Origin of the sequence: Salmonella enterica subsp. enterica serovar Typhimurium str. LT2 (genome assembly GCF_000006945.2) — a bacterium.
Taxonomy (GTDB): Bacteria; Pseudomonadota; Gammaproteobacteria; order Enterobacterales; family Enterobacteriaceae; genus Salmonella; species Salmonella enterica.
On the sequence record NC_003197.2, the window covers coordinates 2696499 to 2713974 of the forward strand.

Genomic DNA, 17476 nt, shown 5'->3' on the forward strand with positions numbered 1-17476 from the left:
CCGTTTTCCTCCCCGTTCCCCTGCTTATTGCGCTGCTTTTTATGCCTTTCTTTTACAAAAAAGGGGAATAAAAAAAGTCTGTGCAAATCGTGTTATTATTAACGTTTGACTTAGCTCGTTAGGGCATCTTTTTATGCAGCAACCTGTTGTACGCATTGGAGAGTGGCTGGTTACACCTTCTGTTAATCAGATCAGTCGTCAGGGACGCCAGATTACTCTTGAACCACGGCTGATCGATCTTCTGATGTATTTTGCGCATCACCCGGATGAAGTGTTAAGCCGGGATAACATTATTGATCATGTCTGGATGCGCACCATCGTGACCAACCATGTTGTCACCCAAAGCATTTCTGAACTACGCAAATCATTAAGAGATGGCGGAGACAGCAATGCTGAATACATCGTTACCGTACCTAAACGCGGCTATAAGCTGACGGCGCCGGTTATCTGGTGCGAAGAAAATAGCGATGAGATCGATAATTCATCAACGTCGCCGCCGCCGCCGATCGCAGCGACGAATGCAGAACCGACGGAGGGGGTTACTGCCGCTACGCCTGTGCCGCCCGCCTCTTTGCAAACGCCGACTAAAAAGGCGAAAAAGCCGCGTATTGCCGCTTTCTGGACGTGGGTGATGTTCCTGCTCTCGCTGGCGACGCTGGTGGTGTTTATCGTGATGTCGGTGGTAGATCATAATGCCGCGGTAACAAAAACGCGGTTATTACTTAACCCACGAGATATAGATGTTCGTTTTGAAGGCGGCAATTCCTGTAATAACTGGGTCTCGCAGGAGTCCTACGCCATCGGTCTGGGCGGCTTAATCACCGACCTGCTGAACACCTACTCGACTTTTATGGTGCACGATAAAACCAATTACCGGGTCAATGAGCCAAGCAGCTCCGGTAAGACGTTAACCATTCAGTTTGTCAATCAGCGCCACTATCGGGCGCAGCAGTGCTTTATGTCTGTAGTGCTCATTGATAACGCCGATGGTTCAACCATGCTGGATAAGCGTTATTTCGTCACCAATACTAACCAGTTGTCCATCCAGGATGATCTGTTTAATAGCCTGTCTTTCGTTTTAACACAGCCCTGGCCTAATCGTATGCGAGAACAACTGGCCCTGTTCAGAACGCCGCAAAATACCGCACTGATGCGTTTTTATGAGGCGCGCCAGCTTATTCTGAGCGGCGATGCGCAGGCGCTAGGTAAAGCCAGCGATATTCTGAATGGCATTATTAAGGAAACGCCTGATTTCAACTATGCCTATGAATATAAAGTGCTGGTAGATGTATTACGGCAATCACAGCAGCCGTTTGATAAAGAACAAGTGGCCGCACTGAACGAAGAGTTTAAAAAAATAGATCAAATTCCGGGCGTTGAGAAAACGTCTGTTTATTATAAAATCAAGACCGTCGATCTGTTAGGCAAAGGTGATATCGATGCAGCGTATGAGGAAATCAATAAAAGCATCGAGCTTGAAATGTCGTGGTTTAACTATGTCCTGTTGGGGAAAGTTTACGAAATGAAAGGTGAGAATCGTCTGGCCGCTGATGCCTATCTGACCGCCTTTAATTTACGTCCAGGTGAAAACACTCTGTACTGGATCGAGAACGGCGTATTTCAGACATCCGTTCAGAAAATTGTCCCTTATCTGAATAGTTTTCTGGCAGAAGATTAAATTTAACGCTGAACCATGACAAATAAAAGCGAAAAGATATTAAATTTTTCGCTTTTATTTTGTGAAAAACATGTTGCCAAAAATAGCTTATGTTAATTTTGGCAACATATTCATTGCAAAGATATGTAAATATAACTCTTTGTAATTAAACGATGTTTATCCTTTAATGATATTTTCCATGATATTTATATGTTAATTCAAAAAAATCAATCTATCAGTTTTTTCATGTTTGTGTTTATTTCACTTTTTCTTTAGGACTTATCTCAACCCATTCGTTAATCTTGTCGACAGTTGAACGGGCACGCAGCATATATGAAGCATAAGCCCGGTTCTTAAAAATACAGCTCAGGAGAAATGAACATGAGTTCTGTCAAAAAGATCGGGCTATTTGCCTGTACTGGCGTCGTTGCCGGTAATATGATGGGGAGCGGGATTGCATTATTACCCGCCAACCTTGCCAGTATTGGTGGCATTGCCATCTGGGGCTGGGTAATTTCTATTATTGGGGCAATGTCGCTGGCTTATGTTTATGCGAGGCTGGCAACCAAAAACCCTCAACAGGGTGGCCCTATCGCTTATGCTGGGGAAATATCTCCGGCGTTTGGTTTCCAGACCGGCGTTCTTTATTATCACGCAAACTGGATTGGTAACTTAGCCATCGGTATTACCGCGGTTTCTTATCTTTCTACGTTCTTCCCGGCATTAAATAATCCAATACCGGCAGGTATTGCCTGTATTGCTATCGTCTGGCTGTTCACCTTTATTAATATGCTGGGTGGGGCCTGGGTCAGCCGCTTGACAACGATTGGCCTATTCCTGGTGCTGATCCCGGTAGTCTTGACCGCAGTCGCCGGCTGGCATTGGTTCGATATCGCGACCTATCACGCGAACTGGAACACGTCCACGACGACCGACTCTCACGCCATTGTTAAAAGTATTCTGCTCTGCCTGTGGGCGTTCGTTGGCGTTGAGTCTGCCGCCGTCAGCACCGGCATGGTGAAAAACCCGAAACGCACCGTACCGCTGGCAACCATGCTGGGTACCGCGCTGGCAGGCATCATCTATATCGCTGCGACTCAGGTTATCGCCGGGATGTTCCCAGCTTCCGTTATGGCCTCTTCCGGCGCGCCGTTCGCTATCAGTACCTCCACGATTCTGGGTGGCTGGGCTGCGCCGCTGGTTTCCGCCTTTACCGCTTTCGCCTGCCTGACGTCTCTGGGCTCCTGGATGATGCTGGTCGGCCAGGCTGGGGTTCGCGCCGCCAACGACGGCAACTTCCCGAAAATTTACGGTGAAATGGATAAAAACGGTATTCCGAAAAAAGGTCTGCTGTTGGCTGCGGTGAAAATGACGGCGCTGATGATTCTGATCACCATCATGAACTCCAGCGGCGGTAAAGCGTCCGACCTGTTCGGCGAACTGACCGGGATTGCCGTACTGCTTACCATGCTGCCGTACTTCTACTCCTGTGTTGACCTGATTCGCTTCGAAGGGTTCAACATCCGTAACTCGGTAAGCCTGATTTGTTCTGTACTGGGCTGCGCATTTTGCTTCATCGCACTGATGGGCGCCAGCTCCTTCGAACTCTCCGGCACCTTTATCGTCAGTCTGATCATCCTGATGTTCTACGGTCGCAAAATGCACCAGCGCCAGAACAACGACAGCGACAACAATACGGCTGAAGCGCTTTAACCGCTAACTCCTTTTTCTCAAAGCCCCTTTCGTCACCTGCTATAGCGTAGCGGGAGGGGCCCACTTTACCAGGAACAAGACTATGAACGTTATTGCTATCATGAACCACATGGGCGTCTACTTTAAAGAAGAGCCTATTCGTGAACTGCATCGTGCACTGGAAGGTTTAAATTTCCGTATCGTCTATCCAAACGACCGAGAAGACCTGCTGAAGCTGATTGAAAATAACTCCCGCCTTTGCGGCGTCATTTTCGACTGGGATAAATATAACCTTGAGCTTTGCGAAGAGATTAGCAAGCTGAACGAGTATATGCCGCTGTACGCCTTCGCCAACAGCTACTCTACGCTGGACGTCAGCCTCAACGATCTGAGAATGCAGGTTCGCTTCTTTGAATATGCTTTAGGCGCCGCAGCCGATATCGCGGCGAAAATTCGCCAGAATACCGATGAATACATCGACAATATTCTGCCGCCGCTGACAAAAGCGCTGTTCAAATATGTGCGCGAAGGGAAATATACTTTCTGTACGCCTGGCCACATGGGCGGGACCGCTTTCCAGAAAAGCCCCGTCGGCAGCATCTTTTATGATTTCTTCGGCCCGAACACGATGAAATCCGATATTTCGATTTCCGTTTCTGAACTGGGTTCGCTGCTGGACCACTCCGGCCCGCATAAAGAAGCGGAAGAGTATATCGCCCGCGTCTTTAACGCCGAACGTAGCTACATGGTGACGAACGGCACCTCTACGGCGAACAAAATCGTCGGTATGTACTCCGCGCCGGCAGGCAGCACGGTACTGATTGACCGTAACTGCCATAAATCGCTGACCCATCTGATGATGATGAGCGACATTACGCCGATTTATTTCCGCCCAACCCGTAACGCCTACGGTATTCTTGGCGGTATTCCGCAAAGCGAGTTCCAGCACGCCACTATCGCTAAACGGGTAAAAGAGACGCCTAACGCAACCTGGCCGGTCCATGCTGTTATTACTAACTCAACCTATGACGGTCTGTTGTATAACACTGACTACATCAAGAAAACTCTGGATGTGAAGTCCATTCATTTTGACTCCGCCTGGGTGCCTTATACCAATTTCTCCCCTATTTATCAGGGTAAATGCGGTATGAGCGGCGACCGTGTGGAAGGCAAAATCATTTATGAAACCCAGTCCACGCATAAACTGCTGGCGGCGTTTTCACAGGCATCCATGATTCATGTTAAAGGCGACATTAACGAAGAAACCTTTAACGAAGCCTACATGATGCATACCACCACTTCTCCGCACTACGGTATCGTAGCGTCTACTGAAACCGCAGCGGCGATGATGAAAGGTAATGCGGGTAAACGCCTGATTAACGGCTCTATTGAACGTGCGATTAAATTCCGTAAAGAAATTAAACGCCTGAAAAGCGAATCTGACGGCTGGTTCTTTGACGTATGGCAGCCGGAACATATCGATGGAGCTGAGTGCTGGCCGCTGCGTTCAGATAGCGCATGGCATGGCTTCAAAAATATCGATAACGAACACATGTACCTCGACCCGATCAAAGTCACTATCCTGACGCCGGGGATGAAGAAAGACGGTACGATGGATGAGTTCGGTATTCCGGCAAGTCTGGTCGCCAAATATCTCGATGAACGCGGCATCATCGTAGAAAAAACCGGTCCATACAACCTGCTGTTCCTGTTCAGCATTGGTATCGACAAAACCAAAGCTCTGAGCCTGCTGCGCGCGCTCACTGAATTTAAACGCGCCTTTGACCTGAACCTGCGCGTCAAAAACATTCTGCCGGCACTGTACCGCGAAGCGCCTGAGTTTTATGAAAATATGCGCATCCAGGAACTGGCGCAGAATATTCATAAACTGGTCGAACATCATAATCTGCCGGACTTAATGTACCGTGCGTTTGAAGTGCTGCCGAAAATGGTGATGACGCCGTATACTGCGTTCCAGAAAGAGCTGCATGGCGAAACGGAAGAGGTGTATCTTGAAGAGATGGTTGGACGCGTCAACGCCAACATGATCCTTCCTTACCCTCCGGGAGTGCCGCTGGTGATGCCTGGTGAAATGATCACCGAGGAAAGCCGTCCGGTACTGGAATTCCTGCAAATGCTGTGCGAAATCGGCGCCCACTATCCGGGCTTCGAAACCGATATCCACGGCGCCTATCGTCAGGCAGACGGACGTTACACCGTTAAGGTGCTGAAAGAAAATACGAAATAAGTACCAAAGGGAAGTGGCTTGCCACTTCCCTTTTTTCACGCAGCAAGGAGACTTTATGAAAACACCCTCACAACCGCGCGCGATTTTTTACATCGTGGCGATTCAAATTTGGGAATACTTCAGCTTTTACGGCATGCGTGCCTTACTCATCCTTTATCTTACCCACCAGCTTGGTTTTAATGACAGCCACGCGATCAACCTCTTCAGCGCCTACGCCTCTTTAGTTTACGTTACCCCTATTCTTGGCGGCTGGCTTGCCGACCGCCTGCTTGGCAACCGCGTGGCGGTTATCACCGGCGCCCTGTTGATGACGCTGGGTCATGTGGTATTGGGCTTAGAATCTGATTCAACGTTGAGTTTATATGCGGCGCTGGCCATTATTATCTGCGGCTACGGCTTGTTTAAATCCAATATTAGCTGTCTGCTGGGCGAACTTTACGCCCCTGATGACAACCGCCGCGACGGGGGATTCTCGCTGCTCTACGCCGCCGGGAATATTGGATCGATAGCCGCGCCGATCGCCTGTGGTCTGGCGGCGCAGTGGTATGGCTGGCATGTCGGCTTTGCGCTGGCGGGCGTGGGAATGTTCATCGGCCTGCTCATCTTTTTAAGCGGTCATCGCCACTTTCAGCAGACGCGCGGTGTTAATCGCCCCGCGCTGCGGGCGGTTAAATTCGCCCTTCCAACCTGGGGTTGGCTGGTATTAATGCTGTGTATCGCACCGGTATTCTTCACCCTCCTGCTGGAAAATAACTGGTCTGGCTATGTGCTGGCCATTGTCTGCGTCTTCGCGGCGCAACTTATCGCCCGTATTATGGTTAAATTTCCCGAACACCGTCGCGCCTTGTGGCAAATCGTTCTGTTAATGATCACCGGCACTCTCTTCTGGGTTCTGGCGCAGCAGGGCGGAAGTTCGATCAGTTTATTCATCGACCGTTTTGTCAACCGCCACTGGCTAAACATGACCGTCCCCACCGCATTGTTCCAGTCGGTCAATGCGATTGCGGTGATGGCGGCGGGCGTGGTGCTGGCGTGGCTGAGCAGCCCGAAAGAGAGCGCCCGCTCGGTGCTGCGCGTCTGGCTTAAATTTGCCGTGGGGCTGGTATTGATGGGCGGCGGTTTTATGCTGCTGGCGCTAAACGCGCATCAGGCCCGGTTAGACGGGCAGGCATCAATGGGAATGATGATCGCAGGGCTGGCGCTGATGGGCTTTGCGGAACTGTTTATTGATCCGGTCGCGATGGCGCAAATTACCCGCCTCAACCTGCCTGGCGTCACGGGCGTACTGACCGGTATTTATATGCTGGCGACCGGCGCGGTCGCTAACTGGCTGGCTGGCGTGGTCGCGCAACAAACCACGGAATCGCAAATTAGTGATACGGCGGTAGCCGCCTACGGACACTTTTTCTCGCAAATGGGCGAGTGGACGCTAAGTTGCGTGGCGCTGATCGTCGCCATTGTCGGCCTGAGATGGGTTTGCACCCGGACTACATCGGCGCTACCGCAGGGCGATTAAACGGTGGTTCGCTGCCCACAAGGAGGAGACGGGCAGCGAATCGGCACATCAGATAGCCGCGTCGTCTTCTTCGCCAGTACGGATACGAATAACGCGGGCGACATCAAAGACAAAGATCTTACCGTCGCCGATTTTCCCCGTCTGCGCGGTACGAATGATGGTATCAACACAGGTATCCACGATGTCGTCAGGCACAACGATTTCAATTTTTACCTTCGGCAGAAAATCCACCATATATTCCGCGCCGCGATACAGCTCGGTGTGGCCTTTTTGACGGCCAAAACCTTTGACTTCAGTGACCGTCATGCCGGTAATACCTACCTCGGCCAGCGCTTCACGGACATCGTCCAGCTTGAAGGGTTTAATAATCGCATCAATCTTTTTCATGCTATTCCTTGAAAAGGTCGCCTGTGTTTTGATCGGTTAAACGTAACATATTTCGCGCTACTTTACGGCATGAAAACTACTCTTTGAAATCATTCGCATCCAGTTCGTGACGGGAGAGTAGCTTATAGAATTCCGTGCGGTTGCGCCCCGCCATCCTTGCCGCGTGCGTCACGTTACCTTTGGTAATTTGCAGTAACTTGCGCAGATAGTTCAGTTCAAATTGGTTTCGCGCTTCGGCAAAAGTTGGCAGCGCGGTGTTTTCGCCTTCCAGCGCCTGCTCGACCAACGCATCGCTGATCACCGGCGAAGAAGTTAACGCCACGCATTGTTCAATGACGTTGACCAGTTGGCGCACGTTGCCCGGCCAGCTTGCCGTCATCAGCCGTTTCATTGCATCAGTAGAAAAGGCGCGAACAAACGGTTTATGCCGCTGTGCCGACTGTCTGAGCAGATGATTAGCCAGCAGCGGAATATCCTCGGTACGCTCCGCCAGCGCCGGAATTTTCAGGCTCACGACATTCAGCCGGTAGTACAAATCTTCACGAAATTCGCCCCGCGCCATCGCCTTCGGCAGATCGCGGTGCGTCGCGGAAATAATTCGCACGTCGATATCAATATCGCGATTGCTGCCCAGCGGCCTGACTTTGCGCTCCTGTAACACCCGCAGCAGCTTCACCTGTAACGGCGCGGGCATATCGCCAATTTCATCCAGAAACAGCGTGCCGCCTTCCGCCGCCTGGAACAACCCTTCACGATTGCTCACTGCGCCGGTAAAGGCGCCGCGCGCATGGCCGAATAATTCGGACTCCAGCAACTGTTCCGGTAACGCGCCGCAGTTAATGGCGACAAACGGCTTGTTACTGCGCGGGCTGGCATTATGAATCGCCTGTGCGAAAATCTCTTTCCCGGTGCCGCTTTGTCCGTTAATCAATACGCTGACATCCGACTGCGCGACCATGCGCGCCTGTTCAAGCAGTCGCAGCATCAGCGGGCTACGGGTAACGATAGCGTTGCGCCAGCTATCGTCCGTCGCGGGAGCGGACTGCTCCAGCGCTTCATCTATCGCTTTATATAACGCGTCTCTGTCGATCGGCTTCGTCAAAAAGCTGAATACGCCTTTCTGGGTAGCGGCCACCGCATCCGGAATAGAACCATGCGCCGTCAGAATGATAACCGGCATTCCCGGCTGTACTTTCTGAATTTCTGTGAACAGTTGCATACCATCCATTTCGTCCATGCGCAGGTCGCTTATTACCAGATCCACTTTTTCCCGATGTAGTACCCGTAGTCCTTCCTGGCCGCTCTCTGCGGTCACGACGCTGTATCCTTCACTGGTCAGGCGCATACCGAGCAATTTCAGTAATCCGGGATCGTCATCGACCAGCAGCAGGTGCGCCGGTTTACGGCTTATCATGGCGTTACCTCATCTTGTGACGGCGACGGCGCCGCGCCATCTTCAGACGTCGCGGGTTTGTCATTCGTATGCGGCGTATCGGCGTTGTAATTCCCTGCCGGTTTTCGTGTCGAAAGCTGGCGCTCAATATCGGTTAAACTCTCCAGCTTACGGGTGGTAAGATCGAGCTGCGTTTGCAAGGCCTGTTGCTGCTGGCGCAGCGCATCCAGCTCACTATCTGACATTTGCTGGAGTTTGCTATAACGCTGACGTTCGGCAGAAAGCGCCAGTTGCAGCGCCTGACCGTCATGCCAGATTTGGTAGACGGGCCGTACCTGAGCCGGTATTTGCGCGCTTAACGCCTCCAGACGGGTCACTATGGCGCGCCGCTCCGGCGGCGTAATTTTTGCATCCGCCAGTAAAATCCCGCGCCTGAAGGCATTTTGCCAGTTATCATCCGTCAACGCGCGCGCCTCTGCGCGCGACTGAACCGGCATCAGACGATCGGCGCAGTCAATCGTGCGTAGCCAGTACAGCGGATTCGTCTCCACCGCCTGCCCGCGTAGCGACCAGATATCCGCGCACGCCGTCGGGAGATAATCCGCCAGTTGATAATGGGGGAGCGTGTCCTGCGCTGCGCTACCGGGCAGTTGCTGTGAAGCATGGGGAACACATGCGGTCAGCGCCAGACACGATATGCCCACCGGTATTCCCCACCGCAAAAGGCATCGTTTAATAGTTTGGACGAAAACGTGTGACATACGCACCAGGCTTAAATTCATATTAGTGTTTGTCAGATGCAGGCAATGGCAGCGAGATGCGAAAACAAACTTCCTGCGCGTTGTCATCCACCAGTTGGATCTCTCCCTGCATTCGACGAATACAATCTCTGGCGATACTCAGCCCTAACCCACTGCCTTTTACCGCCCCTTTTCGCTGGTGGCTTCCCTGGAAAAAAGGCTCAAAAATCATTTCTCTTTCGGTTTGCGGAATCGGCTCGCCGCTATTAACCACATCGATATAAACCGTGGAGCCCTGAGAGCGACTACGGATACAAATGTTACCGGATTCAGCGCCATAGTGCACCGCGTTGGAATAGAGATTATCCAGCACGCTCATCAGCAACATGGGCTCTGCTATGCAGCGTTCGGCCTCCAGGTCGACATCGGTATGCATCATTTTAGCGCGGGCAGGCAAACTGTGGGCGGAAACCACCATATCCACAAGCGGCGCGATATCGACCGCTTCCAGCTCTGTGGCACTGTCTACCAGTTTCCGGTTGTAATCAAGCAATTGCTCAATCAATTTTTGTAAATTACGACTGCTGTCATCCAGAATATCGACCACCTCTTTTTGCTCCGGCGTCAGCGGCCCAACCACCTGATCGGCCAGCAGCTCAGTCCCCTCGCGCATACTGGCCAGCGGGGTTTTCAGCTCATGGGACAGGTGACGTAGAAACTGATGGCGCTGGGATTCCAGCCACGCCAGACGCTCACTCAGCCAGATAATGCGCTGCCCCACCGATCGTAATTCACGCGGACCGGTAAAGGTGACGGTATTCCCCAAAGAACGGCCTTCGCCCAGGCGATTAATCATCCGTTCAATTCCTTTCACCGGCCCGATAATCATGCGGGTAAAAAGTAGCACCATCGCCAGGCTCACCAGAAATAGCACCAGCGCCTGCCAGCCGAAAAATTGTCCGCGCTCGGCGATTTCTTGTTGTAACTGCTGCCCGCGCGAGTAAACCACGGTACGCGTCGCCTGCACCATTTCCGTATTCGCGTTGGCAAAGGCCTCCAGGCGCGCGGCCGCTGCCGCTTCCGGGCCGCTATCTTTACACTGCAATTGCGCCAGCGCGTTTAAATCCTGGCGTAACGCCTGATACAACTTATCATCCGGCAAGACGCCGGCATGGGCGTCCAGCATATCGCTATAGCGCTTACGCTGGCTTTGATACACTTTTGCCAGCGTCGGATCGTCAAGCACGCAATACTGTCGGTAGCTTCGCTCCATCTCCAGCGCGACGTTGGTCATCGCCTCGCTGCGCCGGGCGTCAATAAGCGTGCTGCGGTTAGTCACCGCAGCCTGATCGCTTAACGCGTTAAGGCTTTGCCACGCCTGCCAGGCCAGAACCAGCAACGGCAGCAGGATCAGCAAAAAGGCCAGCATGACCAATTGTCGTAAAGAACGGGGGAAAACAGACCAGCGCTTCAACGTGTCGCTCACATAAAAGAAGAATAAAAAAGATGCTAACCGAGGGAAGCGCCAGATACAACAAAGCCGGGCTAAACCCGGCTTTGTTATGGAATAAGGCGGTGCCTAACTCGACGTTTCGCCCGGAGGTTGATAAAGCTACGCTGTTATCAGAAGTTGGACGGCAGGCACCTTGTTGTGCGTCATTCGAAGTTTATGTAGCGCGTCCCTAAGGGGCTGACATAAGAAGGTGAATGAGCCACTGGTTACCATTATGCAGTAATTGTGCCAACATTCAAAAGAATTTGTTAACATAATGATAGATATGAAAAATATCGTTATTCATGCTAAAAATGGCTCTGTCTGTTTTTTGCCCTTTCTGTCGCCAATCAGCAACACCTGCAACACCTAAAAATAAAACAATTTAAAATCAAATAGTTAAATGTCTCTTTTTGGCGACAACCTATCCCCCACTCATGTCGGGATTTCCCGACACTTTAATCTTGCGGCATAAGCGCTAGTTTATTGCCGGATGGCGGCGTAAACGCCTTATCCGGCCTACCGCTTGACGTTCAAGACGGTAGCTACAACCGCGCTTCCCCGTGGGCCTGATAAGCGCCGTCTACAAAAAAGCCCCTCGTGAAGAGGGGCTTAATGGCTATCGGGCTAATTAACCAAGCTGCTTACGCGCATTACGGAAGATACGCATCCACGGGCTATCCTCGCCCCAGTTTTCCGGGTGCCAGGAGTTGGCGACGGTGCGGAATACGCGTTCCGGATGCGGCATCATAATCGTCACCCGACCGTTTTCGGTCGTCACCGCCGTGATGCCGTTCGGCGAACCGTTCGGGTTAGCCGGATAGGTTTCGGTCACCTTACCAAAGTTATCAACGTAGCGCAGAGCGACCAGGCCTTTGCTCTCAAGCGCGGCAAGATGCGCATCGTCACGCACCTCAACGCGCCCTTCCCCATGGGAAACCGCAATCGGCATCTGTGAGCCTACCATTCCTTGCAGCAGCAGCGATGGGCTTTGCGTCACTTCTACCAGGCTGAAGCGGGCTTCGAAGCGGTCAGAATGGTTACGTACAAAACGCGGCCACAGTTCGCTGCCCGGGATCAGCTCGCGCAGATTCGACATCATCTGGCAACCGTTGCACACGCCCAGCGCCAGCGTCTGCGGACGATGGAAGAAGGTTTCGAATTCGTCGCGCACCCGATGGTTAAACAGAATGGATTTCGCCCAGCCTTCGCCCGCCCCCAGCACGTCGCCGTAGGAAAAGCCGCCGCAAGCCACCAGCGCATGGAAGTTACCCAGACCGATACGACCGCCCAGCAGGTCGCTCATATGGACGTCAATCGCGTCAAAGCCCGCACGATGGAACGCCGCCGCCATCTCCACGTGAGAGTTCACCCCCTGCTCGCGCAGTACAGCGACTTTCGGTCGTGCGCCTGTCGCAATGTACGGCGCGGCGATATCTTCATTAATATCAAACGACAGCTTCACGTTGAGGCCCGGATCGGTATCATTCGCTTTCGCCTCGTGTTCCTGGTCGGCACATTGCGGATTGTCGCGCAGACGCTGCATCTGCCAGGTGGTTTCCGCCCACCAGACACGCAGTGTAGTGCGGCTTTCGCTGAATACCGTCTGGTCATTAGCGGTAATCACAAAGCGATCGCCAGCCAGGGCCTGACCAAGGTAGTGGACGCAGTCAGCAAGGCCGTACTGCGCCAATAGCGCTTCGACCGCGTCTCTGTCTTCAGCGCGTACCTGAATCACGCCGCCCAGCTCCTCGTTGAACAGTGCGGCCAGATGGTCATCGCCCAGCGCGGCAATATCGACCTGCACGCCGCAGTGGCCGGCAAAGGCCATCTCGGCCAGCGTCACCAGCAGACCGCCGTCGGAACGGTCGTGCCAGGCCAGTAATTTACGCGCAGCGACCAGCGCCTGCATGGCGTCATAGAAGCCTTTCAGTTGCGCGACGTCACGCACGTCCGCGGGTTTGTCGCCAAGCTGACGATAGACCTGCGCCAACGCCGTTGCGCCCAGCGCGTTGTGGCCCTTGCCGAGATCGATCAGCAGCAAGGCGTTATCTTCCGTTGAAAGCTGCGGCGTAAGGGTGTGACGCACGTCTTCCACGCGGGCAAACGCGGAAATCACCAGCGACAGCGGCGAGGTCATTTCGCGCTGTTCGTTGCCTTCCTGCCAGCGGGTTTTCATCGACATCGAATCTTTGCCCACCGGAATAGTCAGGCCAAGCTGCGGACAGAGTTCCTCTCCCACCGCTTTAACCGCGTCATATAAACCGGCATCTTCGCCAGGATGACCGGCTGCCGCCATCCAGTTAGCGGAAAGCTTAATGCGCTTGATATCGCCAATCTGCGTCGCGGCAATGTTAGTCAACGCTTCACCGACGGCCAGACGGGCGGAGGCGGCAAAGTCCAGCAGCGCCACCGGCGCGCGCTCGCCAATCGACATCGCTTCGCCGTAGTAGCTGTCGAGGCTGGCGGTAGTGACCGCGCAGTCAGCCACCGGGACCTGCCACGGGCCAACCATCTGGTCACGCGCCACCATACCGGTGACGGTACGGTCGCCAATAGTGACAAGGAAGGTTTTTTCCGCCACGGTCGGCAGATGCAGAACACGCTTTACCGCGTCGGCAATCGTGATATCCGCGCGGTTCAGCGCATCGCCTTTCGCCTTCAATGTTTGCACATCGCGGGTCATTTTCGGCGTTTTGCCCAGCAGGACATCCAGCGGCAGGTCGATCGGCTGATTGTCGAAATGGTTATCATGCAACGAGAGATGCTGTTCTTCGGTAGCGTCGCCAATGACCGCATACGGCGCGCGTTCGCGCTTACACAGTTCATCGAACAGCGGCAACTGGTCAGCCGCGACCGCCAGCACATAGCGCTCCTGGGATTCGTTACACCAGATTTCCAGCGGGCTCATGCCCGGCTCGTCGCTAAGAATGTCGCGCAGTTCGAATTTCCCGCCGCGCCCGCCGTCGCTCACCAGCTCCGGCATGGCGTTGGAGAGACCGCCCGCGCCCACATCATGGATAAACAAGATTGGGTTAGCGTCGCCCAACTGCCAGCAGCGGTCGATCACTTCCTGGCAGCGGCGTTCCATTTCCGGGTTGTCGCGCTGAACAGAGGCAAAATCGAGATCCGCATCAGACTGGCCGGAAGCCATTGACGATGCCGCGCCGCCGCCGAGGCCGATATTCATCGCCGGGCCGCCAAGGACGATCAGCTTCGCGCCCACGACGATCTCGCCTTTCTGCACGTGATCGGCGCGAATATTACCGATCCCGCCCGCCAGCATGATCGGCTTATGGTAGCCGCGCAGCTCTTCGCCGTTGTGGCTGTTCACTTTCTCTTCATAAGTACGGAAGTAACCGGTCAGCGCCGGGCGACCAAATTCGTTGTTAAACGCCGCGCCGCCCAGCGGACCTTCGGTCATGATATCCAGCGCGGTGACAATACGTTCCGGCTTGCCAAAATCCTCTTCCCACGGCTGTTCAAAGCCCGGAATACGCAGGTTGGAAACGGAGAAGCCCACCAGCCCGGCTTTTGGTTTCGCGCCACGCCCGGTGGCGCCTTCATCACGAATTTCGCCGCCGGAACCGGTCGCCGCCCCCGGCCACGGAGAGATGGCGGTTGGGTGGTTATGCGTTTCGACCTTCATCAGAATGTGCGCGGGCTCCTGATGAAAATCGTAACGGCCGGTATTGTGGTCGGCGAAGTAGCGCCCCACCGCAGATCCTTCCATCACCGCGGCATTGTCTTTATAGGCAGAGAGCACATAGTCCGGCGTGGTTTCGAAGGTGTTTTTAATCATTTTAAACAGCGACTTCGGCTGCGGTTTACCGTCGATAATCCAGTCGGCGTTAAAAATCTTGTGGCGGCAGTGCTCGGAGTTCGCCTGGGCGAACATGTACAGTTCGATATCGTTCGGGTTGCGCCCCAGTTTGGTAAACGCCTCCTGCAAATAGTCGATTTCATCTTCCGCCAGCGCCAGACCAAGACGCAGGTTGGCGTCAATTAACGCCTGACGGCCTTCTCCCAGCAGATCGACACTGGAAACCGGCGCAGGCTGATGGTGGATAAACAGTTTTTCCGCATCGGTTAAAGAAGAGAACACCGTCTCCATCATACGGTCGTGCAGCTCTGCGGCCACTTGTCGCCACTGTTCCGCCGTCAACGTCGAAGCCTCGATATAGTACGCTACGCCGCGCTCCAGACGATCAACCTGTTGCAGGCCGCAGTTGTGGGCGATATCCGTTGCTTTTGAAGACCAGGGGGAGATGGTACCAGGACGCGGTGTGACCAACAGGAGTTTACCCGCCGGCGTATGGCTGCTAAGCGCCGGGCCGTATTGCAGCAGACGGGTAAGCTGCGCCTGCTCGCTATCATTTAACGGGGCGTTCAGGTCAGCAAAATGGACATACTCAGCGTATATATTGTGGACCTGGAGGTTGGCAGCCTGAAAGCGCGCCAGCAGTTTATTGATACGGAATGCAGACAGTGCAGGCGAACCACGCAGAATTTCCATCATAAGTCTCTCGTCTTCTAAGCTTTGGTGTGCGCAAGGGGGGAAACGGCCGTCATTATAAAGAATCTGACGCGCCGACGAAACCGTTTGCGTAGAAATAAAATCACCGCTTTTTCTTGTCATACGGTGCGGCTATCGTTGCGAATAAGTTGCCAACTGGCGCATTGTTACGCAAAATGCCGCTCATTAATGACTTATCTATTGCAGCAAAACATCTTTTTCAGCCCGAGGCAACGCACGATCCAGAGAATTAACTAATTGAAAAAATTAAAGATTAATTATCTGTTCATCGGCATATTGACGCTGCTGCTGGCAGCAGCCCTTTGGCCCTCAATCCCCTGGTTCGGTAAAACCGAAAACCATATCGCCGCGATTCAAGCCCGGGGGGTACTGCGCGTCAGTACGATCGACTCGCCATTAACCTATTCCGTTATCAACGGTAAAAAATATGGTCTGGACTATGAACTGGCGCAGCAGTTCGCCAACTATCTCGGCGTGAAGCTGAAAGTGACGGTGCGCCAGAATATCAGCCAGTTGTTTGACGATCTGGATAACGGCAATGCCGACCTGCTCGCGGCTGGGCTGGTCTACGACAGCGCACGCGTTAAAAACTATCAGCCCGGCCCCATGTATTATTCAGTTTCGCAACAGCTCGTCTACCGGGTCGGACAATATCGCCCACGTTCGCTGGCGACCGTTAACGAGAATCAGCTTACCATTGCGCCAGGGCACGTCGTGGTCAATGATTTACAGCGTTTAAAAGAGACAAAGTTTCCCGACCTGAGCTGGAAAGTGGATGATAAAAAAGGCTCGACGACGCTGCTGGAAGAGGTCATCAGCGGCAAACTGGATTACACCATTGCCGATTCAGTGGCGATCAGTCTGTTTCAGCGCGTTCATCCCGAGCTGGCCGTGGCGCTGGATGTCACGGATGAACAGCCCGTGACCTGGTTTAGCCGACTGGACGACGATAATACGCTCTCCGCCGCGCTGCTCGATTTTTTCAATTCGATCAATGAAGACGGTTCTCTGGCGCGGATCGAAGAGAAATATCTGGGACATGGCGATGATTTCGACTACGTTGATACCCGCTCTTTCCTGCGAGCGGTAGATAACGTCCTGCCGGAGCTGGAACCGTTATTTAAAAAATATGCCAAAGAGATAGACTGGCGCCTGCTGGCGGCGATTTCTTATCAGGAATCACACTGGGACCCGCTGGCGACCTCGCCAACCGGCGTGCGCGGCCTGATGATGCTGACTAAAAATACCGCCCAAAGTCTGGGGCTGACCGACCGTACCGATGCGGAGCAAAGCATCAGCGGCGGCGCTCGCTATCTTGAAGATATGATGGCTAAAGTTCCCGAAACCGTTCCGGAAGACGAGCGTATCTGGTTTGCTTTAGCCGCCTACAATATGGGTTATGCGCACATGCTCGATGCCAGATCGTTGACGGTAAAAACCAAAGGCAATCCGGATAGCTGGACCGATGTGAAGCAGCGTTTGCCTCTGTTAAGCCAAAAACCGTATTACAGTAAGCTAACCTACGGTTACGCGCGTGGACATGAGGCTTATGCTTATGTGGAAAATATCCGTAAATACCAGATAAGTTTGGTGGGGTATTTGCAGGAAAAAGAAAAGCAGGAAGCGGAAGCTATGAAACTGGCGCAGGATTACCCGGCGGTGTCGCCGGAGGAGCTGAATAAAGCCCCCTTCCCCTTCCTGTCGTTTTTATCGCAGTCATCAGGCTACCTGACGCATTCGCCGTCTTTACTGTTTACGCCGCAGAAGAAAGAAGAAAAATAGCGCGATGGTCTTATCGGATGGCGACGCGCAAC

The 17476-nt window shown here is 53.3% G+C and carries 11 protein-coding genes and 18 other annotated features; of the genes, 6 read left to right on the forward strand and 5 right to left on the reverse strand.

Features of this window, described 5'->3' with window-relative positions; all coding sequences use genetic code 11:
* Nucleotides 1–65 precede the first annotated feature (65 nt).
* Nucleotides 66–74: a -35 signal (putative -35_signal for cadC; RegulonDB:STMLTH004555), on the forward strand.
* The 4 genes from cadC to yjdL all read left to right on the forward strand — a co-directional run bounded on the left by cadC (nt 66) and on the right by yjdL (nt 7113).
* Nucleotides 66–1678, forward strand: a protein-coding gene (gene cadC / locus STM2557) for a transcriptional activator of cad operon (RefSeq protein NP_461492.1). Within the gene, nt 134–1678 belong to an annotated coding region; the region does not span the whole gene. It overlaps the preceding feature by 9 nt.
* Nucleotides 92–100: a -10 signal (putative -10_signal for cadC; RegulonDB:STMLTH004555), on the forward strand. It overlaps the preceding gene by 9 nt.
* Nucleotides 120–125: a ribosome-binding site (putative RBS for cadC; RegulonDB:STMS1H002660), on the forward strand.
* 194 nt (nt 1679–1872) lie before the next feature.
* Nucleotides 1873–1881: a -35 signal (putative -35_signal for cadB; RegulonDB:STMLTH004556), on the forward strand.
* The gene (cadB, locus tag STM2558; RefSeq protein NP_461493.1) for an APC family lysine/cadaverine transport protein occupies nt 1873–3370 on the forward strand. Within the gene, nt 2039–3370 belong to an annotated coding region; the region does not span the whole gene. Its footprint overlaps the feature before it by 9 nt.
* Nucleotides 1901–1909: a -10 signal (putative -10_signal for cadB; RegulonDB:STMLTH004556), on the forward strand. (Overlaps the previous gene by 9 nt.)
* Nucleotides 2025–2030, forward strand: a ribosome-binding site (putative RBS for cadB; RegulonDB:STMS1H002661).
* 69 nt (nt 3371–3439) lie before the next feature.
* Nucleotides 3440–3445, forward strand: a ribosome-binding site (putative RBS for cadA; RegulonDB:STMS1H002662).
* Nucleotides 3440–5597, forward strand: a protein-coding gene (cadA, locus tag STM2559; RefSeq protein ID NP_461494.1) for a lysine decarboxylase 1. Within the gene, nt 3453–5597 belong to an annotated coding region; the region does not span the whole gene. Its footprint overlaps the feature before it by 6 nt.
* A gap of 44 nt (nt 5598–5641) precedes the next feature.
* Nucleotides 5642–5647 (forward strand) — a ribosome-binding site (putative RBS for yjdL; RegulonDB:STMS1H002663).
* The gene (yjdL, locus tag STM2560; protein ID NP_461495.1) for a putative POT family, di-/tripeptide transport protein occupies nt 5642–7113 on the forward strand. Within the gene, nt 5653–7113 belong to an annotated coding region; the region does not span the whole gene. Its footprint overlaps the feature before it by 6 nt.
* A 48-nt stretch (nt 7114–7161) precedes the next feature.
* On the opposite strand, the gene glnB is transcribed toward yjdL, so the two are convergent.
* The 5 genes from glnB to purG all read right to left on the reverse strand — a co-directional run bounded on the left by glnB (nt 7162) and on the right by purG (nt 15799).
* The gene (gene glnB, locus STM2561) for a regulatory protein (P-II) for nitrogen assimilation by glutamine synthetase (ATase) (RefSeq protein ID NP_461496.1) occupies nt 7162–7591 on the reverse strand. Within the gene, nt 7162–7500 belong to an annotated coding region; the region does not span the whole gene.
* Nucleotides 7505–7510 (reverse strand) — a ribosome-binding site (putative RBS for glnB; RegulonDB:STMS1H002664). (Overlaps the previous gene by 6 nt.)
* Nucleotides 7539–7556 (reverse strand) — a protein binding site (putative binding site for PurR, RegulonDB: STMS1H000356).
* Nucleotides 7567–7575, reverse strand: a -10 signal (putative -10_signal for glnB; RegulonDB:STMLTH004557).
* Nucleotides 7577–8925 (reverse strand): putative transcriptional regulator of two-component regulator protein gene (yfhA, locus tag STM2562; protein ID NP_461497.1). Within the gene, nt 7577–8914 belong to an annotated coding region; the region does not span the whole gene. The genes glnB and yfhA overlap by 15 nt, the downstream gene beginning before the upstream one ends.
* Nucleotides 7583–7591, reverse strand: a -35 signal (putative -35_signal for glnB; RegulonDB:STMLTH004557). It overlaps the preceding gene by 9 nt.
* On the reverse strand, nt 8911–9675 hold the full coding sequence (gene yfhG, locus STM2563) for a putative transcriptional regulator of two-component regulator protein (EBP familiiy) (protein NP_461498.1): 765 nt from the start codon (nt 9673–9675) through the stop codon (nt 8911–8913). The genes yfhA and yfhG overlap by 15 nt, the downstream gene beginning before the upstream one ends.
* Nucleotides 8920–8925, reverse strand: a ribosome-binding site (putative RBS for yfhA; RegulonDB:STMS1H002665). (Overlaps the previous gene by 6 nt.)
* A 1-nt stretch (nt 9676) precedes the next feature.
* Entirely contained in the window at nt 9677–11119 is a 1443-nt protein-coding gene (yfhK, locus tag STM2564) for a putative sensory kinase in regulatory system (protein ID NP_461499.1), read from the reverse strand.
* 637 nt (nt 11120–11756) lie between these two features.
* The gene (gene purG / locus STM2565) for a phosphoribosylformylglycinamidine synthetase (protein NP_461500.1) occupies nt 11757–15799 on the reverse strand. Within the gene, nt 11757–15644 belong to an annotated coding region; the region does not span the whole gene.
* Nucleotides 15651–15656, reverse strand: a ribosome-binding site (putative RBS for purG; RegulonDB:STMS1H002666). Its footprint overlaps the gene before it by 6 nt.
* Here purG and STM2566 point away from each other — a divergent pair.
* Together STM2566 and yfhD are read left to right on the forward strand one after the other, a co-directional pair.
* The gene (locus STM2566) at nt 15666–15899 is read left to right on the forward strand and encodes a putative periplasmic protein (protein NP_461501.1); all 234 of its coding nucleotides are present in this window, start codon (nt 15666–15668) and stop codon (nt 15897–15899) included. The two genes, purG and STM2566, sit on opposite strands and share 134 nt — an antisense overlap.
* Nucleotides 15715–15733, reverse strand: a protein binding site (putative binding site for PurR, RegulonDB: STMS1H000344). (Overlaps the previous gene by 19 nt.)
* Nucleotides 15772–15780: a -10 signal (putative -10_signal for purG; RegulonDB:STMLTH004558), on the reverse strand.
* Nucleotides 15791–15799 (reverse strand) — a -35 signal (putative -35_signal for purG; RegulonDB:STMLTH004558).
* Nucleotides 15887–15892: a ribosome-binding site (putative RBS for yfhD; RegulonDB:STMS1H002667), on the forward strand.
* The gene (gene yfhD / locus STM2567) for a putative periplasmic amino acid binding protein (RefSeq protein ID NP_461502.1) occupies nt 15887–17444 on the forward strand. Within the gene, nt 15900–17444 belong to an annotated coding region; the region does not span the whole gene. The genes STM2566 and yfhD overlap by 13 nt, the downstream gene beginning before the upstream one ends.
* The last annotated feature ends 32 nt before the right edge of the window (nt 17445–17476 follow it).